Source organism: Bradyrhizobium sp. HKCCYLS3013, from assembly GCF_051167615.1.
Lineage (GTDB): Bacteria > Pseudomonadota > Alphaproteobacteria > Rhizobiales > Xanthobacteraceae > Bradyrhizobium.
On sequence record NZ_JBNPTK010000026.1, the window covers coordinates 36,641 to 60,536 of the forward strand.

The following is a 23,896-nucleotide window of genomic DNA, read 5'->3' on the forward strand; positions in this document are numbered from 1 at the left end:
GATGTCATGAGCCAAGCCGAGAGCCATGTCGATGTTCACGCCGAACCTGAGATCGTCATTCCGAAGGGCGCGCTGCGCGCGGCCTTCGCACTGGTTGCCTTCACCCTGGTTGCGGCCGGCGTCGGCCGCTGGACGGGTGTAGGCACTGTCCACATCGATCACGCTGTCGCCGTGCAAACGGTGGCGCTGCGGTTCGAGGACCGTCCCGATGGCGGCATCTCCGTGGTGTCGCCCGACAGCGGCAAGGTGGTCGGAGTCGTCGAGGCCGGCGGCGACGGCTTCCTGCGCACGGTGCTGCGCAGCATGGCGTTCGACCGCCAACGTCACGCGATCGGCTCGGGGCCGGCCTTCACGATCAACCGCTGGTCCGATGGACGCATGAGCCTGGACGATCCGGCGACCGGACGGCGCGTCGATCTCGGGTCGTTCGGCAACGACAACAAGCGCCGGTTCACGGAGCTGATGACGATGGGAGAAACGCGATGAGAGGATTATGGGCCAACGAGCCGCGCCGCTTCGAGATCGGCTGCAGCATCGAGGTCGAGCAGACCTCGGAAACGCTGCACGCGCATGTCACTCTGGACCGCGATGTCGGCATCCGCCCGGGTGACGAGGTCGTCATCCATGGCGAGCCGATCACGGTCAAGTTCGGCGAGCAGCTCAACTTGCGGCGCACCGCTACCGTGGTTCGGGCCGGTCCCTTGAAGCGCGCGATGATGCATGTCGCGGGCTATCTCGAGCTCACGGAACTGTACGACGTCAGCTTTTCGGACGGGAGGGTCAGATGATCGCAATGGAAGGCGGATCCGGCAATATCTCCACCAAGATGGCGCTGGAGGACACGATCCTTACGCCACGCTTCTACACCACCGATTTCGCGGCGATGGACCGGCTCAATGTCGATCTGGTGCGCCGCGAATGGGATGCTGTCATGGCCGAGCTGCGCGCCGACCACAACCGCAAGCACTTCGTGCGCACGCCGGAATTCGACAAGGATCTCAACGAGCTGCCGGAGGCGCTTCGCGCCGAGTTCAAGGACTTCCTGGTGTCGTCGCTGACCGCCGAGTTCTCCGGCTGCGTGCTCTATGCCGAGATCAAGAAGCGGATCACCAATCCCGACATCCGTGAGCTGTTCCAGTTCATGAGCCGCGACGAGGCGCGCCATGCCGGCTTCATCAACGAGATCCTCAAGGATCACGGCATCGGCGTCGACCTGAGCTTCCTCACCAAGACGAAGAAGTACACCTACTTCAAGCCGAAGTTCATCTTCTACGCGACCTATCTCTCCGAGAAGATCGGCTATGCCCGCTACATCACCATCTATCGGCAGATGGAGCGGAACCCGGAGCGCCAGTTTCACCCGATCTTCAAGTGGTTCGAGAGGTGGTGCAACGACGAGTTCCGCCACGGCGAGGCGTTCGCGCTGCTGATGCGCGCCGATCCGAAGCTGCTCAGCGGCCTCAACAAGCTGTGGATCAAGTTCTTCCTGCTCGCAGTGTTCGCCACGATGCACGTCCGCGACCACATGCGTCCAGCCTTCTACGAGGCGCTCGGCATGCCCGTGGACGAGTACGACATGCGCGTGTTCCGCATCACCTCGGAGATTTCGCGGCAGGTCTTCCCGGTGATGCTCGACATCGACAATCCGCGCTTCTGGGACGGCCTGAAGCGGCTGCGCGGGATATCGGAGGCGATTGCGGATGCCAAGGCGCAGGGCGGCATCATGGGCACGCTCAAGCGCGCCGTGCTGCCGCTCAAGGCGGCGCTGACCTTCGGCCGGCTCTACATGCTGCCGGCCAAGAGCAACGCGCTGCCACGGGAGATCAGGCTGCAACCCGCCTGGTGACAAGGAGCCGGCCATGGGCGCGACCGCGATTGCCATTCCCTATGTCGTGTTCGTCTGGTGGTTCTCGACCGGCGCCGTGCTGGCGCTGGTCGGGCTCGCCGCCCGCCATCCGGCCGCGTTCAAATGGGGCACGGCCGCGGCATTCGTCGCGGCCTTGTCCGGTGTCGCGGTGTCGAGCCAGGCCGCCGAGGATGCCAGTGCCTATTGCGCCTTCACCTGCGCGATCCTGCTGTGGGGCACGGTCGAGATGTCGCTGCTCGCCGGCTGGATCACCGGCCCGCGGCCGGAGCCGTGCCCGCGCGACTGCACGCCGGCCTCGCGCGTCGGCTTCGCGCTGCAGGCGATCGCCTATCACGAGCTGGCGCTGATCGCGACCGCGGGCCTCGTCTTCGCGGTGACGTCGGGCGCGCCCAACCGTCTGAGCTGGTGGACCTTCGCCGCGCTGCTGGTGCTCAGGCAGAGCGCCAAGATCAACCTGTTTCTCGGCGTGCGCACCCTGAACGACGAGCTGCTGCCGCAGCAGGTCCGCTTCATGCGCAGCTATTTCGCCAAGAAGTCGACCAACCTGCTGTTCCCATTCTCGATCGCCGCGGCGACCAGCGCGACCGTGCTGGTCGCTGCTGCCGCGCTCGGCGCCAAATCCTCTTTCGACGGCGTCGCGCTGTCGCTGCTCGCCTCGCTGATCGCGCTCGGCCTGCTTGAGCACGGCTTCATGGCGCTGCCGATGCCGGTGATCAATCTGTGGCGCTGGAGCGCACCAGTCGAGCCGGCGATGGCGACCGTCGCTGCCATCCCGGCACCGGCGCCCGTGACGCCGATGGCGCGCCCGGCGCTGGCCGTCGTGCCGGCCCCGCCTGAGGTGGAGCGCCCCATGCCTGCGCCAAAGACGTCGATGTCGGCGCAGAAGACTGCCGCCGCCCTGGCGCGGCAGCGGCTCGAAGAGCAGTTCCGCCAGGCCTACCGCCAGGCCCGCGCCGACGCGCAGGCGCAAACCATCACCGGACTGGCCGCGGTGTCGGTCACGCCGCCGGTCGATCCGAACACAGCACAGGGGGGAGTACCATGAACTACGAAGACTATTTCCGCCGCCAGCTCGACGGTCTCCGGCGCGAAGGACGCTACCGCGTGTTCGCCGACCTCGAGCGCAAGGCCGGCGCCTTCCCGCGTGCGACCTATCGTGGTCCCCATGGCGAGCGCGATGTCGCGGTGTGGTGCTCCAACGACTATCTCGGCATGGGCCAGCACCCCAAGGTGCTGGAGGTGATGCACGAGGCGCTCGACCGCTGCGGTGCCGGCGCCGGCGGCACCCGCAACATCAGCGGCACCAACCACTATCATGTGCTGCTGGAGGAGGAGCTCGCCGACCTCCACGGCAAGCAGGCGGCGCTCTTGTTCAACTCCGGCTACGTCTCGAATTGGACCTCGCTGTCGACCCTGGCGGCGCGCATGCCCGGATGCGTGATCCTGTCCGACGAGCTCAACCACGCCTCGATGATCGAGGGCATCCGCCACAGCCGCTGCGAGACCCGGATCTGGCGCCACAACGACGTCGCCGATCTCCGCGACAAGCTGTCGGATCTCGATCCCAAGGCGCCGAAGCTGATCGCGTTCGAGAGCGTCTATTCGATGGATGGCGACATCTCGCCGATCTCCGATATCTGCGACGTCGCCGACGAATACAACGCCATGACCTATCTCGACGAGGTCCACGCCGTCGGCCTGTACGGCCCGCGCGGCGGCGGCATCTCCGAGCGCGACGGTGTCGCCGATCGCCTGACCGTGATCGAGGGGACCCTGGCCAAGGCGTTCGGCGTGATCGGCGGCTACATCACGGCGTCCAGCACCGTCTGCGATTTCGTCCGCAGCTTCGCCTCCGGATTCATCTTCTCCAGCTCGCTGCCCCCCGCGGTCGCCGCCGGCGCGCTCACCAGCATCCGGCATCTCAAGGCGAGCAATGTCGAGCGTGCAAGGCATCAAGACCGCGTCGCGCGGCTGCGCCGCCGGCTCGACGAGGCCGGCGTCAGCCATCTCGACAATCCCAGCCACATCGTGCCGGTGATGGTGCGCGACCCCGTGCTGTGCAAGCGGATCAGCGACGTCCTGCTCGACCGCTACGGCATCTATGTGCAGCCGATCAACTATCCGACGGTGCCACGCGGCACCGAGCGGCTGCGCATCACGCCGTCGCCTTATCACTCCGATGCCGACATTGAGCATCTGGTGTCGGCGCTCTCGGAGATCTGGGCCGAGATGGGCCTCGCGCTGGCGGCCTGACGGAAGAGAGGAATCGCACGGCGTTTGAGCCATATCAATTTGTCAATCTAACTTGACGTTATGATTGTTGGACAAATTGATAATCGGGGAGAACGCCGTGCGGATCCTGTTGCTGCATCCGAATTATCACTCCGGCGGCGCCGAGATCGCCGGCAACTGGCCGCCGGCCTGGGCGGCCTACATCTCCGGCGCGCTGAAGGCCGCGGGCTTCACGGACCTTCGCTTCATCGATGCGATGACCAACGATCTCTCCGAGGATCAGGTCCGCGCCATTCTGCGCAGCGAACAGCCTGACGTGATTGGCTGCACCGCGATCACACCCTCGATCTACAAGGCCGAGCGGCTGCTGGAGATCGCCAGGGAAGAGCATCCCGACGCGCTCACCGTGCTCGGCGGCATCCACGCCACCTTCATGTACCAGCAGGTGCTGACCGAGGCGCCGTGGATCGACGCGATCGTGCGCGGCGAGGGCGAGGAGATCATCGTCGACCTGATGCGCGCCCGCGAGGACGGCCGCTGGGACAACGACCGCCGCAGCATCAGGGGCATCGCCTATCGCGACGGCTCGGAGGTGGTGGCCACGGTGGCGGCGCCGACGGTGAAGAATCTCGATGCGATCACGCCCGACTGGAGCGTGCTCGAATGGAGCAAGTACATCTACATTCCGATGAACAAGCGGGTCGCCATCCCCAACATGGCGCGCGGCTGCCCGTTCACCTGCAGCTTCTGCTCGCAGTGGAAGTTCTGGCGCGACTATCGCATCCGAGACCCGAAGAGGGTGGTCGACGAGATCGAGACACTGATGCGCGAGCACGATGTCGGCTTCTTCATCCTCGCCGACGAGGAGCCGACCATCAACAAGAAGAAATTCGTCGCGTTCTGCGAGGAGCTGATCCGGCGCGACCTCAAGATCCTCTGGGGCATCAACACCCGCGTCACCGACATCCTGCGCGACGAGGCGCTGCTGCCGCTGTATCGCAAGGCCGGCCTGATCCACGTCTCGCTCGGTACGGAAGCCGCCGCACAGATGAAGCTCGACCGCTTCAACAAGGAGACCACGGTCGCGCAGAACAAGAAGGCGATCCAGCTGCTGCGCGACGCCGGCATCGTCGTCGAGGCGCAGTTCATCGTCGGCCTCGAGAACGAGACCCGTGAGACCCTGGAGGAGACCTACCAGATGGCGCGCGACTGGAAGCCGGACCTCGCCAACTGGGCGATGTACACGCCGTGGCCGTTCTCCGACCTGTTCCGCGACCTCGGCGACAAGGTCGAGATATTCGACTACGAGAAGTACAATTTCGTCACGCCGATCATGAAGCCCGACGCGATGGACCGCGGCGAGCTGCTCGACGGCGTCATGAACAACTACCGCCGCTTCTACATGCACAAGGCGCTGTTCTCGTACCCGTGGGCCGGCTCGGGCGAGCGCAGGCGCTATCTGCTCGGCTGCCTCAAGGCGTTCCTGAAATCCGGCTTCGAGCGGAAATTCTACGATCTTGGCCGCGTCAATTACTGGGGGCCGCAGTCCAAGGGCAAGGTCGATTTCGGCTTCGATACGTCGCGCAAGCGCGCTGATCCCGGCAAGATCGAATGGAAGACGAGCCATAATCGCAAGCTGAGCGGACCGCAGCAGGCCCAGCTGATGGCCTGCGGCGGCGGCACCGAGCAGATGAGCGAAGAGGCCGAGACGAGGGTGCACTGACATGCACGGCACCTGCGCTCAGCAACTTCAGTTGCCGCGCGCTTCGGCGGCAGCCAGTCACGCCTCGTGCGCTGCTGCAGGAACTTTGAAGTCGGCGCCGTCCCGGGCCTCATGGTTCTCAGGGCGATGCGAAGGCATCGCCCGAACGCGCCGCAAGCGGCGCTCCTCACCATGAGGGTCTCTCATGGCGCCTCGCAAACAGCCCTCGTCCTGAAGAGCCAGCCGGAGGCGGGCGTCTCGAAGAACGGTGGAAGGCACGCCACTGACCCAGGACGTGAGCAAGACGCCGATGATCTCCACCAGGCCGGGCGCATCGGCCCCAATGCGATCATCCAGACCGCGGAAGCCTTGCGTCTGCTGCACGGCGAGGAGGCCGCGCGCTGCGTGTTCGCGGCCGCGCGGCTCGACACCTATCTCGCGACGCCTCCAGCGGCGATGGTCGACGAAGCCGAGGTCTCGCGGCTCCATCGTGCGCTTCGGACCGAGCTCGACGACGAGACCGCGCGTGCCGTCAGCACCGGGGCAGGGCGGCTGACCGGCGCCTATCTGCTTGCGCATCGCATCCCCGGCGCGGCGCAACGTGTGCTCCGGCTGCTGCCGGCCCGGCTCGCGAGCCGCGCGCTGACGCGGGCGATATCCGCGCATGCCTGGACGTTTGCCGGGACCGGCACCTTCACCGCACGCCCGGGCCGGCCCACCATCTACCAGATCAGCCATTGTCCGCTGTGCCGCGGCCATCACGGCGATCACGCCATCTGCGACTTCTACGCTGCGACCTTCGAGACGCTGTTCGCAACGCTCGTGCACCCCGACGCCCATGCGCGTGAGATCGCCTGCGAAGCCTGGGGTGACGAGGCCTGCCGGTTCGAGATCGATTGGTGAGACGGCGCCATGCGAGACGCGACGCCGCCTTGGCATCGGGTGCGGCGCTCAGCTCGGCAGAAATCGCGCGCCTTCCTTGCCGAGGAAGTCCAGCATCGCCTGCGCCGGCGGCAGCAGCAGCTTGTCGGCACGCCGCACCGCGTGCCACTGCCGGATGATCGGCAGGCCCGCGACCTTCAACGTGACCAGCCGCCCCTCGCTGAGCTCATGGGCGACCGTGTGCTGCGAGATGAAGGCGATGCCGAGGCCGGCGATGACGGCCTGCTTGATGGTCTCGTTGCTGTCCATCTCCATGCTGGTCTTTGGTTTCAGACCATGCTTCTCGAAGAATGTCTCCATCAGCAGACGGGTGCCTGATCCCGGCTCCCGGGTGATGAACACCTCGCCGGCGAGATCCTCGGCCGCGATCCGCTTGCGGCGCGCCAGCCGGTGGTTGGCGGGGGCGATGATGATGTGCGGGTGCTTGCCGAAGGGCCGCATATCCACGGGAACGTCGGCCGGTGGCCGGCCCATGATGGCAATGTCGAGATCATAGCCGCGCAGCGCCTCGCGCAGGCTGTCGCGGTTGCCGATCCGCAAGGTGACGTCGATCTTGGGGAAGCGCCGCGAAAATTCCGCGATCGCAAACGGCACGAAATATTTCGCGGTGCTGACCGCGCCGATCGCCACGCGGCCACCGCTGCGTCCGGCGAGAATGTCGAGCGCCTGCTCGCAATCCTGCAAGGCGGCCTCGACGCGTTCGGCCAGCGCCAGCACGCTGCGCCCGGCCTCGGTCAGGATCATGCCGTCGGTGGTGCGCTGGATCAGCGGCAGCCCGGCGAGCTCCTGAAGATTGCGGATCTGCAGGGTGACGGCAGGCTGAGTGAGGTTCAAACGGCCGGCCGCTGACGTCACCGAACCCGAGTTTTGCACGGCGGCCAGCGCCCGAAGCTGGCGGATGGTGAGATCGCGGGAGAAATGCCGGCTCATGGAACCCTCGATCAGATCGTTCACATAAGGAAAACTTTGGTCTATCCAAAGATATTGAAATTTCCCTAATTAGGCAAATCGAGTGTTGATAGCAGCGCGGCACGACGCATTCGTGCGGCTTCATCAAGTTCCCGGCAGAGGATCTGATGGCGAGGGAGTGGCCCATGGATCACCAGATGGATCATCATCAGACATTGCAGGCACATCTGGCGGCGCAGGGTGCCGACGCCGATTGCGCCGCGGTCATCGCGGCTCTGGCCGGGGCGGCGCGCGAGCTCGCGCGGCAGATCGCGGTGGCGCCGCTGTCCGGCGTCGACGAAGGCGCCGCCACCGTGAACGCCGACGGCGACGTCCAGAAGGCGCTCGACATCGTCGCCGACAATCTGATGCGCGATGCGCTGCGCCGGGCTCCGGTCGCCGGCATCCTGTCCGAAGAGGGCGACCGGCCGGAAACGGTCAATGCTGCTGCCCCACTTTGCGTGGCGATCGATCCGCTCGACGGCTCGTCGAACCTGCAGAACAACATCTCCGTCGGCACCATCTTCTCGATCCGTCCGCGGGGGCGCGACGTGCTCTCCAGCTTCTTCGAGCCCGGCACGGCACAGCTTGCCGCCGGCTTCTTCGTTTATGGACCGCAGACCTGCCTGGTGCTCGCGATCGACCATCGCGTCGATCTCTACATCCTGCACCCGACCTTGCACGAGTTCATGCTCGCCAAGTCCGGCATCCGCATCCCGCAGGATACGCCGGAGTTCGCCATCAACGCGTCGAACCGCCGGCACTGGAGCGGGGCCGTGCGCAACTATGTCGACGAATGCCTGTCGGGCGCCGCCGGCCCGCGCGGCCGCGACTTCAACATGCGCTGGATCGCCTCGCTGGTCGCCGAGGCCTATCGTATCCTGATGCGCGGCGGCGTGTTCCTCTATCCGGCCGACTCCCGCCCCGGCTATCGCGAGGGCCGGCTGCGGCTGGTCTACGAAGCGCATCCGATGGCGCTGATCATGGAATGGGCCGGCGGCTCGGCCTCGAGCGGCCGTTCGCGCATTCTCGAACTGTCGGCGCGCTCGCCGCATCAGCGCGCGCCGCTGATCATGGGCGACGTCCGCCTTGTCCGCGACGTCGACCAGCTGCATGAGGGCATCGAGCCGCTGTTCGAAACCAGCGATGCGCCCCTGTTCGCGCGGCGCGGCCTGTTCCGCTGAGCCCGCCTGCCGAACGCGCCTTCCGGAGAAAGTTCATGTCACGTCGTCATCCCATCATCTCGATCACCGGCTCGTCGGGCGCCGGCACCACGTCGGTCAAGAAGACCTTCGAGAACATCTTCCGCCGCGAGAACGTCAAGGCGGCCTATATCGAGGGCGATGCCTTCCATCGCTACAATCGCGAGGAGATGCGCCGCAAGATGGTCGAGGAGGCCGAGCTCGGCAACAAGCACTTCAGCCATTTCAGCCCCGACACCAATCTGTTCGAGGAGCTCGAGAAGACCTTCCGCGACTACTCCGAGACCGGCACCGGCATGACGCGCCACTACGTCCACGACGAGGAGGAGGCGCGGCTCTACGACACGAGGCCCGGCAACTTCACCGAGTGGAGCCGGCTGCCGGAGGACTCCGACCTGCTGTTCTACGAAGGCCTGCACGGCGCGGTCGTCACCGAGAAGGTCAACATCGCGCAGCACGCCGATCTGAAGATCGGCGTTGTTCCGGTGATGAACCTGGAGTGGATCCAGAAGCTGCACCGCGACCGCGCGTCGCGCGGCTACACGACCGAGGCGGTCACCGACACGATCCTGCGCCGCATGCCAGACTACGTGAACTACATCATCCCGCAGTTCTCGGAGACCGACATCAACTTCCAGCGTGTGCCGACGGTCGACACCTCGAACCCGTTCGTTGCCCGCTGGATCCCGACGCCCGATGAATCGATGGTCGTGATCCGGCTGAAGAACCCGCGCGGCATCGACTTTCCCTATCTGCTCTCGATGATCCCGCAGAGCTTCATGTCGCGCGCCAATTCGATCGTGATCCACGGCGCCAAGCTCGATCTCGCGATGCAGCTCATTCTCACCCCCATGATCATGCAACTGATGGACCGAAAGAGGCGCACGCTATGACCGCCAACGCCGTGCAGACGCTGGCTCCGAAAGCCGATCCCAGCCATGCCGAGATGGCGAACGCCATCCGCTTCCTCGCGATCGACGCCGTCGAAAAGGCGAAATCGGGTCATCCAGGCATGCCGATGGGCATGGCCGACGTGGCAACCGTCCTTTTCTCGCGCTTCATGAAATTCGATCCCGCCGATCCGGCCTGGCCCGATCGCGACCGCTTCGTGCTGTCGGCCGGTCACGGCTCGATGCTGCTCTATGCGCTGCTGCATCTGACCGGCTACGAGGCCGTCACGATCGATGAGCTGAAGCGGTTCCGGCAATGGGGCGCCAAGACGCCGGGCCATCCGGAGTATGGCCACACGCCCGGCGTCGAGACCACCACCGGTCCGCTCGGGCAGGGCATCGCGACGGCGGTCGGCATGGCGCTCGCCGAGCGCCTGATGAACGCGCGCTATGGCGACGATCTGGTCGATCACTACACCTACGTGATCGCCGGCGACGGCTGCCTGATGGAGGGCATCAGCCACGAGGCGATCTCGCTCGCGGGTCATCTCAAGCTGAATCGCTTGATCGTGTTGTTCGACGACAACGGCATCTCGATCGACGGCTCGACCGATCTCGCCTGCTCGGATGATCAGCTCGGACGTTTCGCCGCGTCGGGCTGGGCGACGTCCCGCATCGACGGCCATGATCCCGAAGCCATCGAGGCCGCGATCGCTGTGGCGCGGCAGAGCAACCGCCCCACCATGATCGCGTGCCGGACCACGATCGGCTTCGGCTCACCCGGACGGCAGGGCTCGGAGAAGGCGCATGGCGCGCCGCTCGGGCCGGAGGAGGTCGAAAAGACCCGCGCGGCACTGCACTGGCCGCACCGTCCGTTCGAGGTCCCGGCCGACGTGCTGGTGAGCTGGCGCGAGATCGGCGCGCGCGGCCGCAGCGTGCGCCAGGCCTGGAAGGAGCGTGCGCGCAGGCTGTGCACCGCGGACCGCTCGCCCTGTCATGATGCGCTGAACAGGAAGCTGCCGGCCGCCTATGCCGAGCGCATGGCGCAGTTCATCGCGCAGCTCACGGCCGAGCGGCCGAAGATCGCCACCCGCCAGGCGTCGCAGAACGTCATCGATGTGATCGCGACGGTGCTGCCGAACCTGCTCGGCGGCTCGGCGGACCTGACCCACTCCAACCTGACCAAGGCGAAGACGCACAAATCCGTCACACCGGCCGCGATGGATGGCAACTACATCCACTATGGAGTGCGCGAGCACGCGATGGCTGCGGCCATGAACGGCATCGCGCTGCATGGCGGCTTCATTCCCTATGGCGGCACCTTCCTTGCCTTTGCCGACTACAGCCGGCCGGCGATTCGCCTGGCCGCGCTGATGGGCATCCGCGTCATTCACGTGATGACGCATGACTCCATCGGCCTCGGCGAGGATGGCCCGACGCATCAGCCGGTCGAGCATGTCGCGAGCCTGCGCGCCATTCCGAACCTCCTGGTATTCCGCCCAGCCGACGCGGTCGAGACGGCGGAAGCCTGGGACTGCGCGCTGCGCGCGGAGACCTCGCCGTCGGTGCTGTGCCTGTCGCGGCAGGGGCTGCCGGCGTTCCGTACCGAAGCATCTGATCAAAACAAGGTGGCGCTCGGCGCCTACGTGGTCGTCGAGCCCGAGGCTGGGCGCGACGTGACCTTGATTGCGACCGGCTCGGAGGTGGCGATCGCGCTGGAGGCGGCCAAGCTGCTGGCGGTCGAAGGCGTCCAGGCGGCCGTGGTGTCGGCCCCCTGCTTCGAGCTGTTCTGCAAGCAGTCCGCCGAGTATCGCGCCGAGGTGCTCGGCGCTGCGCCGCGCATCGGGGTCGAAGCCGCGATCGAAGGTGACTGGGCGCGCTGGCTCGGCGATGCCGGCGAGTTCGTCGGCATGCACGGCTTCGGCGCCTCGGCACCGGCCGAGGTGCTGTACCGCGAGTTCGGCATCACGCCTGCGGCGGTCGCCGATGCGGCGATGCGCAACATCATCCGGGCGCGGGCGTCCTGAGCCGCGCACCAAACAGAACATCGAAACAGGGACGGAGACCAACATGGCGCGGATCACGCTCAGACAATTGCTGGACCATGCGGCCGAGCGCGGCTACGGCGTGCCGGCGTTCAACATCAACAACATGGAGCAGGGGCTCGCGATCATGGAGGCGGCCGCGGCGGTCGATGCCCCCGTGATCATCCAGGCCTCGCGCGGCGCGCGCTCCTATGCCGGCGACATCATGCTGTCGAAGATGATCGACGCGCTGGAGGAGATGTATCCGCAGATCCCGCTCTGCCTGCATCAGGACCACGGCAACGACGAGGCGACCTGCGCCACCGCGATCAAATACGGATTCACGTCCGTGATGATGGACGGCTCGCTCAAGGCCGATGCCAAGACGGCCGCCGACTACGACTACAACGTCGACATCACGCGCCGCGTCACCGACATGGCGCATTGGGTCGGTGCCTCGGTCGAGGGCGAGCTCGGCGTGCTGGGCTCGCTCGAGCATGGCGGCGGCGAGCAGGAGGACGGCCACGGCCTCGAGGGCAAGGTCAGCCGCGACCAACTGCTGACCGATCCCGACCAGGCGGTTGATTTCGTCCGCGCCACCAAGGTCGATGCGCTGGCGATCGCGATGGGCACCTCGCATGGCGCCTACAAGTTCTCGCGCAAGCCGGATGGCGAGATCCTCGCCATGAACGTCATCGAGGAGATCCATCGCCGGCTGCCGAATACGCATCTCGTCATGCACGGCTCGTCGTCGGTGCCGCAGAGCCTGCAGGACATGTTCAACCAGTTCGGCGGCGAGATGCCGCAGACCTGGGGCGTGCCGGTCGAGGAGATCGTGCGCGGCATCCGTCACGGCGTCCGCAAGGTCAACATCGATACCGACTGCCGGCTCGCGATGACTGCGATCTTCCGCAAGGTCGGCGCGTCGTCGAAGGTCGAGTTCGATCCGCGCAAGTTCCTGAAGCCCGCGATGGATTCGATGCGCGAATTGTGCCGCGAGCGCTTCGAGCAGTTCGGCGCAGCCGGCAATGCATCCAGGATCAAGGTCATTCCGCTCGCCGAAATGGCCAAGCGCTACCGCTCCGGTGCGCTCGATCCGCGAATTGGGGGAATGACTGAAGCTGCCTGACATCAACGGCGATAATGAACATTCAGGAGGAACACATGAACGACCAATCGATCACGGTGCGCGGCAAGGATCGCTACAAGTCCGGCGTGATGGAATACAAGCGCATGGGCTATTGGGAGCCGTCCTATCAGCCCAAGGACACCGATGTCATCGCGCTGTTCCGCGTCACGCCGCAGGACGGCGTCGACCCGGTCGAGGCGTGCGCTGCCGTCGCCGGTGAGTCCTCGACCGCGACCTGGACAGTGGTGTGGACCGACCGCCTGACCGCCGCCGAGAAGTATCGCGCCAAGTGCTACCGGGTCGAGCCGGTGCCGGGCTCGCCGGGCAGCTATTTCGCCTACATCGCCTATGATCTCGACCTGTTCGAGCCGGGCTCGATCGCCAACCTGACGGCCTCGATCATCGGCAACGTGTTCGGCTTCAAGCCGCTGAAGGCGCTGCGGCTCGAAGACATGCGGCTGCCGGTGGCCTATGTGAAGACGTTCCAGGGGCCGGCGACCGGCATCGTCGTCGAGCGCGAGCGGCTCGACAAGTTCGGCCGTCCCTTGCTCGGCGCCACCGTCAAGCCGAAGCTCGGCCTGTCCGGCCGCAACTACGGTCGCGTGGTCTACGAGGCGCTGAAGGGCGGACTCGACTTCACCAAGGACGACGAGAACATCAACTCGCAGCCCTTCATGCATTGGCGCGAGCGCTTCCTGTATTGCATGGAGGCGGTCAACAAAGCGCAGGCGGCGACCGGCGAGATCAAGGGCACCTATCTCAACGTCACCGCGGCGACGATGGAGGACATGTATGAGCGCGCCGAGTTCGCCAAGGAGCTCGGCTCGACGATCATCATGATCGACCTCGTGATCGGCTACACCGCGATCCAGTCGATGGCGAAATGGGCGCGCCGCAACGACATGATCCTGCATCTGCATCGCGCCGGACACTCGACCTACACGCGGCAGCGCTCGCACGGCGTGTCGTTCCGCGTCATCGCCAAGTGGATGCGGCTCGCCGGCGTCGACCACATCCATGCCGGCACGGTGGTCGGCAAGCTCGAAGGCGATCCGAACACCACGCGCGGCTACTACGACATCTGCCGCGAGGACTTCAACCCGATGCGGCTGGAGCATGGCGTGTTCTTCGACCAGAACTGGGCGAGCCTGAACAAGCTGATGCCCGTGGCCTCCGGCGGCATCCATGCCGGCCAGATGCACCAGTTGCTCGACCTGCTCGGCGAGGACGTCGTGCTGCAGTTCGGCGGCGGCACAATCGGCCATCCCCGCGGCATCGCCGCCGGTGCGACGGCCAACCGCGTCGCGCTGGAGGCGATGATCCTCGCCCGCAACGAGGGTCGCGACTACGTGCATGAAGGTCCTGAGATCCTGGCCAAGGCGGCACAGACCTGCACGCCGCTGCGCGAGGCGCTGGAGATCTGGAAGGACGTTACCTTCAACTACGAATCGACGGACTCGCCGGACTTCGTGCCGACCGTGACCCCTGCCGCTTGAACCACGTTCGATGCGTCGCCGTGCTGCGGGCCGGACATCGGCTCGCCCGGCAGCACAACATCAGGAGATTTCAACATGCGCGTGACCCAGGGTTGCTTTTCCTTCCTGCCCGATCTGACCGACGAGCAGATCACGGCCCAGATCCAGTACTGCCTCGAGAAGAACTGGGCCGTGAACATCGAGTTCACCGACGATCCGCATCCCCGCAACACCTATTGGGAGATGTGGGGCCTGCCGATGTTCGACCTGCGCGACGCCGCCGGCATCATGCGCGAGCTTTCCGAATGCCGGAAGATCTATGGCGACCGCTACATCCGCATCTCGGCCTTCGACTCCAGCCATGGCTGGGAGTCGATCCGGCTGTCCTTCATCGTCAACCGGCCGCAGAACGAGCCGGGCTTCCGGCTCGACCGCCAGGAAACCGTCGGACGCAATCTGCGTTACTCGACGCGGTCCTATGCGGCCGAGCGCCCTGAAGGCGAGCGCTACTCATAAGAATACCGCGCTGAAGTCCCGTCCCGTCGGGGAGGGGACTTCAGCGCCGGCTCTGCCGCATTGATCAAGTCCGATTCGACGGCGTCCCCTGCTTGCCGGAGTTCGCGGGAGGATCTGCCGCCAGCGTGTGCGAACTTCGGCCAAGCGGAGCACCAGCCCATGATGCAGGCCACGCAGGCGGATGCCGACAAGGCCACGCCGGTCGACACCGTCGACCTGCGCCGCGAGTTCGAGAGCGTCGACATCGCACCCGTGCTGGAGCAGCTCGACCGCGAGCTGGTCGGGCTCACCCCGGTCAAGACGCGAATCCGCGAAATCGCCTCGCTGCTGATGATGGAGCGGATCCGCCGCAAGATGGGGCTGGCGACGACGTTTCCGACCTTGCACATGTCGTTCACCGGCAATCCCGGCACCGGCAAGACCACGGTCGCGCTGCGCATGGCCGGCATCCTGCATCGGCTGGGCTTCGTCCGCCGCGGCCACGTCATCAGCGTGACCCGCGACGATCTCGTCGGCCAATATATCGGCCACACCGCGCCGAAGACCAAGGAGGTGCTGAAGAAGGCGATGGGGGGGGTCCTCTTCATCGACGAGGCCTATTATCTCTACCGTCCCGAGAACGAGCGCGACTACGGCCAGGAGTCGATCGAGATCCTGCTGCAGATCATGGAGTCGCAGCGCGAGGACCTCGTGGTCATTCTTGCCGGCTATGCCGACCGGATGGAGAAGTTCTTCCAGAGCAATCCCGGCTTCCGCTCGCGCATCGCCCACCACATCGACTTCCCCGACTATTCGGAAGCCGAGCTGCTGACGATCTCCGAGATGATGCTGGAGGGGCAGAACTACCGCTTCACGCCGGAGGCCCGCGCCGCCTTCGAGAAGTACATCGCCGTCCGGCGCACCCAGCCCTTGTTCTCCAACGCGCGCTCGATCCGCAACGCGCTGGATCGGATCCGCCTGCGCCAGGCCAACCGGCTGGTGTCGCGGCTCGACCGCGTGCTGACGTCCGATGACGTGATGTCGATCGAAGCCAGCGACGTGCTGGCAAGCCGCGTGTTCGCCAAGGGGGCCGACGCGGGAGACGGCAGGGTGGAGGCGCAATCATGAGTCTGGCTCTGGTGAGGAACGCGCCGCTCGACGACCTCCGGCGCCGCATCGCCGACGCCGGCGCACTGATCTTCGACGTCGACGGCACGATGGCCGAGACCGAGGAGATCCATCGCGAGGCCTTCAATGAGGCGTTCGTCGCGGTGGGCATAGACTGGCACTGGGGCCGCCGCATCTACAAGGAGCTGCTGCGTGTCACCGGTGGCAAGGAGCGCGTCCGTGCGTTCGACCAGATGCGGCGCACGGGTCCGCCGCTCAGCGACGCCGTCGTTGCCCGGCTTCATCGCATCAAGACGGAGCGGTTTGCCGCGCTGATGGCCGACAAGGGCTGCCCGTTGCGCCCGGGCGTTCAAGCCTTGCTGGAGGCTGCCTCGGCCCGCGGGCAGCGGCTCGCGATCGCGACGACGACCACGCGCGGCAATATCGATGCCCTGTTGGCGCCCGTGCTGGGCGCCGACTGGGAGGCAGGATTTGCCGCCGTCGTGGCGGCCGACGATGTCGCGCGCAAGAAGCCTGCACCGGATGTCTACCTGGAGGTCTTGTCGCAGCTCGATCTACCCGCGGCCAGTTGCATCGCGATCGAGGACTCCGGTAACGGGTTGATGGCTGCGACCCGCGCCGGCGTTCCCGTGCTGATCACGCGCAGCCTCTACTTTCACGACGACACGTTCGACGGTGCGCTCGCCGTGCTCGATGACCTCGGGGAGTTTGTTGCCTGAGGTATTTTGAGGTGTTTGTGGTGATACGTTGCCGATTATGTACGCCACCATGCGCATAGCCGCGTGGCGTGGTCGTTCTATTGCCGTCTCGACAAGAACGTGTAATCCCTTGACGACATGTCTTCATGTCGAGTCGAGGTCGTTGAGTATGGCCCGCACGCAGGCCAAATTGAAACGTACGGACGTTGCCCGCACGGAAGCGTTTCGCGGGCGGGTGGGACGGCCGCCGAAGGCGCTCGCTGGAAACATCGAGGAGCGTATTCTGGACGCTGCGCGCGCGGTGTTTCTCGAGCGTGGCTTCGACGGTGCCAGCATCGACGAGATCGCTGAACGCGCCCCCGCCAGCAAGCCGACGATTTATGCCCGATACACCGGCAAGGCCGCCTTGTTTGCCGCCGTCGTCGCGCGCTCCATCAACGACGTGATGAATCTGGGATCCTACACGCCGGTGGCCGGCACCGCACAGGAGAAACTGGTCGGACTTGCCATCGCCATCGTCGATCGCGCGCTGAAGGACTCGCTGGGATTGTTACGGGTCACGATCGGGGAGGCTTACCGGTTTCCCGATCTCAGTTGTCAGTTTCATGACGTCTCACGCAAACGGGCGGCCCATGCCGTGGCGGTGCTGCTCGGCGAGACGATCGGCGCCTCGGCCACGACCGCCCGCCGGACGCCGTCGAAGGCGTCGGCCGCCTCTGCCGAGATCTTCATCGATCTGATCGTCATGCCGGTGATCATGCGCTCGCTCATGGGCGAGAGCGAAAGGACGATCCGCAGGGAGCTGCCCGGCTTCGTCCGTGACCGGGTCAAGACGTTCCTGACGCTTCAGCCGAAGGCGTGAGCGGCGCGATCAGCGTCGCCGCAGCGATGACGGTTCGAGCGTCACTTGCTTGAGATCGTTGCCGCTGACGACGACCACGACGAAGGCGAGCTTGCCGTCCTTGTTCATCAGGCCGCCACTGATCGCCCGGCCGGCCGCCGAGCGCTCGGCGATCCGAATCGCATCCGACATCTTGAGCCGGACCGTGGTGAGGGCAGCCAGGCTGTTACGGTCGCTTTCGCTCAGTCCATCCACGGTGGAGAACAGCACGCTGTTGCGCACCTTTGCCGTGGTGCCGTCGATGTCGGATTCCCAGATCCGTCCGCTCTGCAGGGTTCGGACCTTGTAGACGGGGGCGTCGAGCCCACCTTCGAAGCTGATGTCCGCTGTCTTGGAGCCCGGATGAATCCTCTCGGCGATCCGCAGCGCCTGGTGCAGTGACACCTCCGTCCGCCGGAACTTGTCGAGCTCGCGATCGATCGTCTCCTGACTCAGTGCCGGATCGGTGGAGACTTGTGGATCCCTCTCGGTCTGCATGCCGCTGCCGGTCCCGGCGACGGCGTGCGCCAGGGGAGTCCACGACAGCAGGATCAAGCTCAAAAGAATGATTCGTTTCATGACGGCCTGCTGTCTCCGATCTCGGTCGGTGCTTGTAGAGCATTCCCTTGGGAAACGGTTGCGATAAAACGAAACTGTATCGTTTTATAATGACGGCCGGAGGACCTGTCAAGGTTGGCTCCCCCGGGAGGTGTCTGGATCCAGAAGAGACCCATTCCTGCGCGGCTCTCGAGGCCGCGGACGAGCGGAGCGGAGATCGTCGTCGAGGCCGACGATCTCGACGTTGGTGATTCACCCGTCCATGCGCGAACGCGCCCGCGCGTCTCACGCCGCTCTCGCTAAACGAAACCGTATAATAATGCCGGGCGGGCCGAACTCCGATGCGGCCGCAGCCGGCATCGCGATTTCAGAAGGTGATCGTTGGAACCCGCATGGCGATCGGTTCCGCCAGCGGTGCTGGTGCGCACACAGGCGATGGTCGACGCTCGTTCATCTGCGGCTAATTCCCGCCCGGCTATGATTTTCTTCCATTTCCGATAGGTTGTCGCCGTTGCAAACCGGGGCAGCCGATATGACCGCCGCCAGCGGCGTCCGATGTCCCGCAGGATAATGGTGCGAGCCGCATCGGCGGACGCGACCAGAGGAGTCTGAATGAGCAAACGCCGGGCCATGATCACCTTCACGTTCACCGCCGCGACGCTGCTCGCTGCCTGCGGCGGCGTTGCGCAGGCGGCGCAGTGCGGCTCGTCGCCGGCGGGGTTCGAGGCGTGGAAGCGCGAGTTCAGCGAGGAGGCGAGGGCGAAGGGCGTCGGCGGCACCGCGATATCAGCGCTGATGCAGACCAACTACGCCTCGGCGACGATCGCGGCCGATCGTGGCCAGCGCAGCTTCTCGCTGTCGCTCGATCAGTTCCTCGTCAAGCGCGGCGCTGCTGCGATCGTCGCGCGCGGGCGCCAGCTCAAGCAGTCGCAGGCCGCGATGTTCGCCTCGATCGAGCAGCGCTACGGCGTGCCGCCCGGACCGCTGATCGCGATCTGGGGCATGGAGAGCGCGTTTGGCAGCCAGCGCGGCAATCAGCACATGCTGTCCTCGATCGCGACGCTCGCCTATGACTGCCGCCGTCCGGAGTTCTTCACCGACCAGCTCTATGCCGCGCTCAAGCTGATCGACCGCGGCGTGCTTTCTGGCAACACCCGCGGCTCGATGCATGGCGAGGTCGGGCAGACCCAGTTCATGCCGAAGAACATCCTGGCCTATGGCGTCGGCAATCTCGACGTCGCCGCCAATGCGCTCGCCTCGACGGCGAACTTCCTGCGTGCCAATGGCTGGAAGGCGGGCGCCGGATATCAGCCGGGCGAGCCGAACTTCGCAGCCATCGAGGCCTGGAACGCCGCCGGCGTCTATCAGAAGGCGATCGCGCTGATGGGCCGCCAGATCGACGGCGGCGGCTCGGCCGCGGCGCGCTGACAGGCCCGCGACTGATAAGCCTGTTCCATCAAAAAAGCAGCGCTTCATCGCTGAAGCGCCGCTTCTCTGTATGAGCAGTCAGTCGGCGTCTCGCCTCAGGCCTTCAGCTCGAACCGGTCGAGGTTCATCACCTTGGTCCAGGCGGCGACGAAGTCCTTGACGAACTTCTGCTTGGCATCCGAGCTCGCATAGACCTCGGCCAGCGCGCGCAGTTGCGAGTGCGAGCCGAAGATGAGGTCGGCGCGGGTGGCCGTCCACTTGATCGCGCCGGTCTTGCGGTCGCGGCCCTCGAAGGTGTGCTCGCCCTGATCGACCGGACGCCAGGCCACGCTCATGTCGAGCAGGTTGGCGAAGAAGTCGTTGGAGAGCGTCTCGGTCTGCGCGGTGAACACGCCATGCTTGGAGCCGTTGGCGTTGGCGCCGAGCACGCGCAGGCCGCCGACCAGCACGGTCATCTCCGGCGCGGTCAGGGTGAGCAGTTGCGCCTTGTCGACCAGCAGCTCCTCGCCGGACAGCCACTGCTTGCCGCTGAGATAGTTGCGGAAGCCGTCATGGGTCGGTTCGAGCACCGCAAACGATTCGACGTCGGTCTGCTCCTGCGAGGCGTCGGTGCGGCCCGGCGCGAACGGCACGCTCACCTCGACGCCGGCCTTCTTGGCGGCCGCCTCGACGCCGGCATTGCCGGCCAGCACGATCAGGTCGGCGAGCGACACCTTCTTGCCGCCGCTGGCCTGCGCGTTGAACTCCTTCTGGATGCCCTCGAGCGTCGAGAGCACCTTGGCAAGCTCGGCCGGATTGTTGACCGCCCAGTCCTTCTGCGGGGCCAGACGAATGCGCGCGCCATTGGCGCCCCCGCGCTTGTCCGAGCCGCGGAAGGTCGAGGCCGAAGCCCAGGCGGTCGAGACCAGCTGAGACACCGACAGGCCCGAGGCGAGGATCTTTGCCTTCAGCGACGCGACGTCCCTGTCATCCACGAGCGGATGATCGACGGCCGGCACCGGATCCTGCCAGATCAGGTCTTCCTTCGGCACCAGCGGGCCGAGGTAGCGCACCTTCGGGCCCATGTCGCGATGGGTCAGCTTGAACCAGGCGCGGGCGAAGGCGTCGGCGAACTGATCCGGATTCTCCATGAAGCGGCGCGAGATCTTCTCGTAGGCCGGATCGAAGCGCAGCGCGAGGTCGGTGGTCAGCATCGACGGCGCGTGGCGCTTGGACTTGTCGTGTGCGTCCGGCACCGTGTTGGCGCCGGCGCCGTGCTTCGGCTTCCACTGGTGCGCGCCGGCCGGGCTCTTGGTCAGCTCCCATTCATAGCCGAACAGATTCCAGAAGAAGTTGTTGCTCCACTTGGTCGGCGTCGTCGTCCAGATCACCTCGAGGCCGGAGGTGATGGTGTCGCCGCCCTTGCCCGAGCCGTATTTGCTGGCCCAGCCGAGACCCTGCTGCGCGATGTCGGCGCCCTCAGGCTCCGCCCCGACCAGCGACGCGTCACCCGCGCCGTGGGTCTTGCCGAAGGTATGACCGCCGGCGATCAGCGCCACCGTCTCTTCGTCGTTCATCGCCATGCGGGCGAAGGTCTCGCGGATGTCGCGCGCGGCCGCCAGCGGGTCGGGGTTGCCGTTCGGGCCTTCCGGGTTGACGTAGATCAGGCCCATCTGCACGGCAGCGAGCGAGCCCGCGAGCTGACGGTCGCCGCTGTAGCGCTCGTCGGCGAGCCACTTGCCTTCGGGACCCCAATAGATGTCCTGCTCCGGCTCCCAGGTGTCGGCGCGGCCGCCGCCGAAGCCGAAGGTCTTGAAGCCCATCGATTCCAGCGCGACGTTGCCGGTCAGCACGAACAGGTCGGCCCAGGAGATCTTCTGGCCGTATTTCTGCTTGATCGGCCACAGCAGGCGGCGGGCCTTGTCGAGGTTGGCGTTGTCGGGCCAGCTGTTCAGCGGCGCAAAGCGCTGCTGACCGGTGCCGGCGCCGCCGCGGCCGTCGCCGATGCGATAGGTGCCGGCGGCATGCCAGGCCATGCGGATGAACAGCGGACCATAATGACCGAAGTCCGCCGGCCACCATTCCTGCGAATCGGTCATGAGCGCGTGCAGGTCCTTGATCACCGCGTCGAGATCGAGGCTCTTGAATTCCTTGGAGTAGTCGAACGTCTCGCCGAGCGGATCGGACAGGTTCGAGTGCTGATGCAGGACCGACAGATTGAGCTGGTTCGGCCACCAATCCTTGTTCGAAAATCCCTTCAAGCCGCCCGAAAACGGGCACTTGCTGACGTCATCCATGTTTGCCTCCTGACGTGATCGTCATGGTTCCCCCTGGGGTGGGAGCCGGGACCCTACGCGGCTACTTCGATCAGGGGAAATTGAGATTGATGATCATAACGATAAGATTATCTGATGAACGCGGTGTGACGCCCGTCCAAACGCAAAACGATGCCAGACGTTGGCGACACACCTCAGGCTTGTAGTCAGGGAAAATTGACTTCGCGTCGATGAGCGATAAGATAATCTGATGATACATCTGACGATGCGGCAGCTTCGCTATTTCGACGCGCTGGCGCGTCTGGGGCATTTCGGCCGCGCCGCCGAGGCCTGTGCGATCTCGCAGCCGGCGCTGTCGATGCAGATCAAGGAGATGGAGGAGGCGCTCGGCGGCGTGCTGCTGGAGCGCAACGCCCGTCAGGTCGTGCTGACCCGGTTCGGCGAGCAGCTCGCCGAACGCGTCCGCGAGATCCTGCGCTCGGTCGACGAGCTCGGCGACTTCGCCCGCGCCTCGCGCGACAAGCTCACCGGCCGGCTGCGGCTCGGCATGATCCCGACTGTCGCGCCTTATCTGTTGCCCAAGGTGATCGGGAACCTGACGCGCAAGCATCCCGAGATCGACATCCACGTCCGCGAGTCCAAGACGCCGACCTTGATCGAGGAACTGGTCGAGGGCCGCCTCGATGCGGCGATCGTCGCGCTGCCGGTCTCGGAGCCCTCGCTGACCGAGGTCGCGCTGTTCGCGGAGAACTTCCTGCTGGTGCGGCCGCCGGAATATGAAGGCGCTGACGTGCCGAGCAGCGAGATGCTGCGCGAGATGCGGCTGCTGTTGCTGGAGGAGGGGCACTGCTTCCGCGACCAGGCGCTGTCGTTCTGCAACATGCAGGCGCCGCGCGAGATGCTCGATGCCTCCTCGCTGTCGACCCTGGTGCAGATGGTCGGCGCCGGCATGGGCGTGACGTTGATTCCGGAGATGGCGGTCGGCGTCGAGACGCGGTCGGCGTCGGTGTCGCTGGCGCGCTTCGCCGATCCGCAGCCGCAGCGCACGGTCGGCATGGTCTGGCGCAAGACCAGCCCGCTCGCCAAGCAGCTGATGCAGATTTCCGAGATCGTCGGCAGCGCGGCCGAGGGTCTGCGCAAGCAGGCCGCGGCAGCGCAGGGCCGCAAGCGGCGCGGCTGAGCGCCGCGCGTGACGACGCCGGCTGACGCCATCCCTGCTGCGCCCCGCCCGCACCGTGTAGGAGCGATCCGTCGTCGTGGCCCGTCACGTCCGGTTTTCCCATGGCATAAGTCTTGTATCGATCTCCGCGAGCGGTCGAACGTCCGACGCGCACGCGGGGTGGCGATGCCGCCGGATCGTGATCTCGGTCGGTTGGCTCGCCGCTCGCGCGCTTGCTGATCGAGGCTGCGCACCTGGAGAACGGTCCATGCCTGAGCCGCTTCGACATGAGGGCCTCCGTCATTGCGGGGAGCGATGCGACGAGGCAACCCAGAGTCCCGCCATGGTTCTGGCTTGCTTCGCTGCGCTCGCAGGGAGAGAGCTCGTTCGGGGATGCGCGCGAGGAGGTTCGGGTGAAAATTGACGAGCGTGATGATGGCGTCCTGGCCTTTGTCGACACTGACGGCCGCATCTGGGCGCAATGTGCGCGTCCCTCTCAATATGCCGCCGACACCGACTACGTGATTGAAGGCCCGCTGAGCGGCTTTATCTACGAGGAGGGGACGTTCACGCCGGACAGCGAACAGGCGTTTCGCGCCTGGCTCGACGACCGCTTGATCAGCGACGGGATCTTCCATGTCAAGGACAAGGAGACGGCGCTGTCCTTGTGTCGGCGGATCGCGGTGGCCGCGCGCGACATCCTGACCGACCGGCCGGCCTCGTCCCGTTGCCCGCGCTGATCTCTTGATCTTCCGGTAAGAATAATTCTATTACGTAATTTCAGAAATCGTGCTTATCTGTGCGTACCCCGCCTCGAGCAGAGGGACGTACGCGTCGTCACGATACGTTGAGGTGGGCTGCGATGGACGTGACGGCTGCGCCAG

The 23,896-nt window shown here is 65.7% G+C and carries 22 protein-coding genes; 19 read left to right on the top strand and 3 right to left on the bottom strand.

The features are described from left to right. Positions 1–6 precede the first annotated feature (6 nt). The 7 genes from puhC to bchJ all read left to right on the top strand — a co-directional run bounded on the left by puhC (position 7) and on the right by bchJ (position 6,704). On the top strand, positions 7–486 hold the full coding sequence (puhC, locus tag ACQR1F_RS30395; protein WP_316183318.1) for a photosynthetic complex assembly protein PuhC: 480 nt from the start codon (positions 7–9) through the stop codon (positions 484–486). After that, positions 483–788 (top strand): hypothetical protein, encoded by a 306-nt coding sequence (locus ACQR1F_RS30400; protein WP_316183319.1) that lies wholly within the window; start codon positions 483–485, stop codon positions 786–788. Before puhC ends, ACQR1F_RS30400 begins: the two co-directional genes overlap by 4 nt. Next, positions 785–1,846: a magnesium-protoporphyrin IX monomethyl ester (oxidative) cyclase gene (gene acsF, locus ACQR1F_RS30405; protein WP_434908323.1), complete on the top strand. Its 1,062-nt coding sequence runs from the start codon at positions 785–787 to the stop codon at positions 1,844–1,846. Before ACQR1F_RS30400 ends, acsF begins: the two co-directional genes overlap by 4 nt. Positions 1,847–1,859: 13 nt before the next feature. Then, on the top strand, positions 1,860–2,912 hold the full coding sequence (gene puhE / locus ACQR1F_RS30410; protein ID WP_434914430.1) for a putative photosynthetic complex assembly protein PuhE: 1,053 nt from the start codon (positions 1,860–1,862) through the stop codon (positions 2,910–2,912). Further along, a complete protein-coding gene (gene hemA, locus ACQR1F_RS30415) occupies positions 2,909–4,120 on the top strand; it encodes a 5-aminolevulinate synthase (protein ID WP_316183322.1) in 1,212 nt (403 codons plus the stop codon). The genes puhE and hemA overlap by 4 nt, the downstream gene beginning before the upstream one ends. 97 nt (positions 4,121–4,217) lie before the next feature. Further along, entirely contained in the window at positions 4,218–5,822 is a 1,605-nt protein-coding gene (bchE, locus tag ACQR1F_RS30420; protein ID WP_434840098.1) for a magnesium-protoporphyrin IX monomethyl ester anaerobic oxidative cyclase, read from the top strand. 171 nt (positions 5,823–5,993) lie between these two features. After that, positions 5,994–6,704, top strand: coding sequence for a bacteriochlorophyll 4-vinyl reductase (gene bchJ / locus ACQR1F_RS30425; RefSeq protein ID WP_434914431.1), 711 nt, complete (start codon positions 5,994–5,996; stop codon positions 6,702–6,704). Between the two features lie 48 nt (positions 6,705–6,752). Here the strand turns inward: bchJ and ACQR1F_RS30430 are convergent, their stop codons facing one another. Then, entirely contained in the window at positions 6,753–7,673 is a 921-nt protein-coding gene (locus ACQR1F_RS30430) for a LysR family transcriptional regulator (protein ID WP_434887192.1), read from the bottom strand. A gap of 146 nt (positions 7,674–7,819) precedes the next feature. Between ACQR1F_RS30430 and ACQR1F_RS30435 the strand changes: the two genes are divergently transcribed. The 9 genes from ACQR1F_RS30435 to ACQR1F_RS30475 all read left to right on the top strand — a co-directional run bounded on the left by ACQR1F_RS30435 (position 7,820) and on the right by ACQR1F_RS30475 (position 17,594). Next, the gene (locus ACQR1F_RS30435) at positions 7,820–8,875 is read left to right on the top strand and encodes a class 1 fructose-bisphosphatase (RefSeq protein ID WP_434914432.1); all 1,056 of its coding nucleotides are present in this window, start codon (positions 7,820–7,822) and stop codon (positions 8,873–8,875) included. Positions 8,876–8,910: 35 nt separating this feature from the next. Next, complete coding sequence (locus ACQR1F_RS30440) at positions 8,911–9,786, top strand: phosphoribulokinase (protein ID WP_315803476.1); 876 nt, start codon at positions 8,911–8,913, stop codon at positions 9,784–9,786. Next, positions 9,783–11,810: a transketolase gene (tkt, locus tag ACQR1F_RS30445; protein ID WP_434914433.1), complete on the top strand. Its 2,028-nt coding sequence runs from the start codon at positions 9,783–9,785 to the stop codon at positions 11,808–11,810. The genes ACQR1F_RS30440 and tkt overlap by 4 nt, the downstream gene beginning before the upstream one ends. Positions 11,811–11,853: 43 nt before the next feature. Continuing rightward, positions 11,854–12,936 carry a class II fructose-bisphosphate aldolase gene (gene fba / locus ACQR1F_RS30450; protein ID WP_434914434.1) on the top strand — a complete coding sequence of 361 codons (1,083 nt, stop codon included), beginning with the start codon at positions 11,854–11,856 and terminating at the stop codon, positions 12,934–12,936. A 35-nt stretch (positions 12,937–12,971) separates the two neighbouring features. Next, the gene (locus tag ACQR1F_RS30455; protein WP_434914435.1) at positions 12,972–14,432 is read left to right on the top strand and encodes a form I ribulose bisphosphate carboxylase large subunit; all 1,461 of its coding nucleotides are present in this window, start codon (positions 12,972–12,974) and stop codon (positions 14,430–14,432) included. Between the two features lie 75 nt (positions 14,433–14,507). Continuing rightward, positions 14,508–14,927: a ribulose bisphosphate carboxylase small subunit gene (locus tag ACQR1F_RS30460; RefSeq protein WP_316183328.1), complete on the top strand. Its 420-nt coding sequence runs from the start codon at positions 14,508–14,510 to the stop codon at positions 14,925–14,927. Positions 14,928–15,089: 162 nt separating this feature from the next. Next, positions 15,090–16,034, top strand: coding sequence for a CbbX protein (gene cbbX / locus ACQR1F_RS30465; RefSeq protein ID WP_315803503.1), 945 nt, complete (start codon positions 15,090–15,092; stop codon positions 16,032–16,034). Continuing rightward, positions 16,031–16,753 carry an HAD-IA family hydrolase gene (locus ACQR1F_RS30470; protein WP_315803481.1) on the top strand — a complete coding sequence of 241 codons (723 nt, stop codon included), beginning with the start codon at positions 16,031–16,033 and terminating at the stop codon, positions 16,751–16,753. The genes cbbX and ACQR1F_RS30470 overlap by 4 nt, the downstream gene beginning before the upstream one ends. Before the next feature lie 148 nt (positions 16,754–16,901). Continuing rightward, positions 16,902–17,594 (top strand): TetR/AcrR family transcriptional regulator, encoded by a 693-nt coding sequence (locus ACQR1F_RS30475; protein ID WP_315803482.1) that lies wholly within the window; start codon positions 16,902–16,904, stop codon positions 17,592–17,594. A gap of 9 nt (positions 17,595–17,603) precedes the next feature. Here ACQR1F_RS30475 and ACQR1F_RS30480 read toward each other — a convergent pair whose 3' ends face one another. Then, on the bottom strand, positions 17,604–18,191 hold the full coding sequence (locus ACQR1F_RS30480; RefSeq protein WP_316183329.1) for a PepSY domain-containing protein: 588 nt from the start codon (positions 18,189–18,191) through the stop codon (positions 17,604–17,606). Positions 18,192–18,782: 591 nt separating this feature from the next. On the opposite strand from ACQR1F_RS30480, the gene ACQR1F_RS30485 reads away from it, so the two are divergent. After that, complete coding sequence (locus tag ACQR1F_RS30485) at positions 18,783–19,598, top strand: lytic murein transglycosylase (protein WP_316183330.1); 816 nt, start codon at positions 18,783–18,785, stop codon at positions 19,596–19,598. 95 nt (positions 19,599–19,693) lie between these two features. Here the strand turns inward: ACQR1F_RS30485 and katG are convergent, their stop codons facing one another. Further along, on the bottom strand, positions 19,694–21,874 hold the full coding sequence (gene katG, locus ACQR1F_RS30490) for a catalase/peroxidase HPI (RefSeq protein ID WP_434881350.1): 2,181 nt from the start codon (positions 21,872–21,874) through the stop codon (positions 19,694–19,696). Positions 21,875–22,103: 229 nt separating this feature from the next. Between katG and ACQR1F_RS30495 the strand changes: the two genes are divergently transcribed. After that, positions 22,104–23,033, top strand: coding sequence for a hydrogen peroxide-inducible genes activator (locus ACQR1F_RS30495; protein WP_315803486.1), 930 nt, complete (start codon positions 22,104–22,106; stop codon positions 23,031–23,033). Positions 23,034–23,245: 212 nt separating this feature from the next. Then, entirely contained in the window at positions 23,246–23,752 is a 507-nt protein-coding gene (locus tag ACQR1F_RS30500; RefSeq protein ID WP_434914436.1) for a hypothetical protein, read from the top strand. The last annotated feature ends 144 nt before the right edge of the window (positions 23,753–23,896 follow it).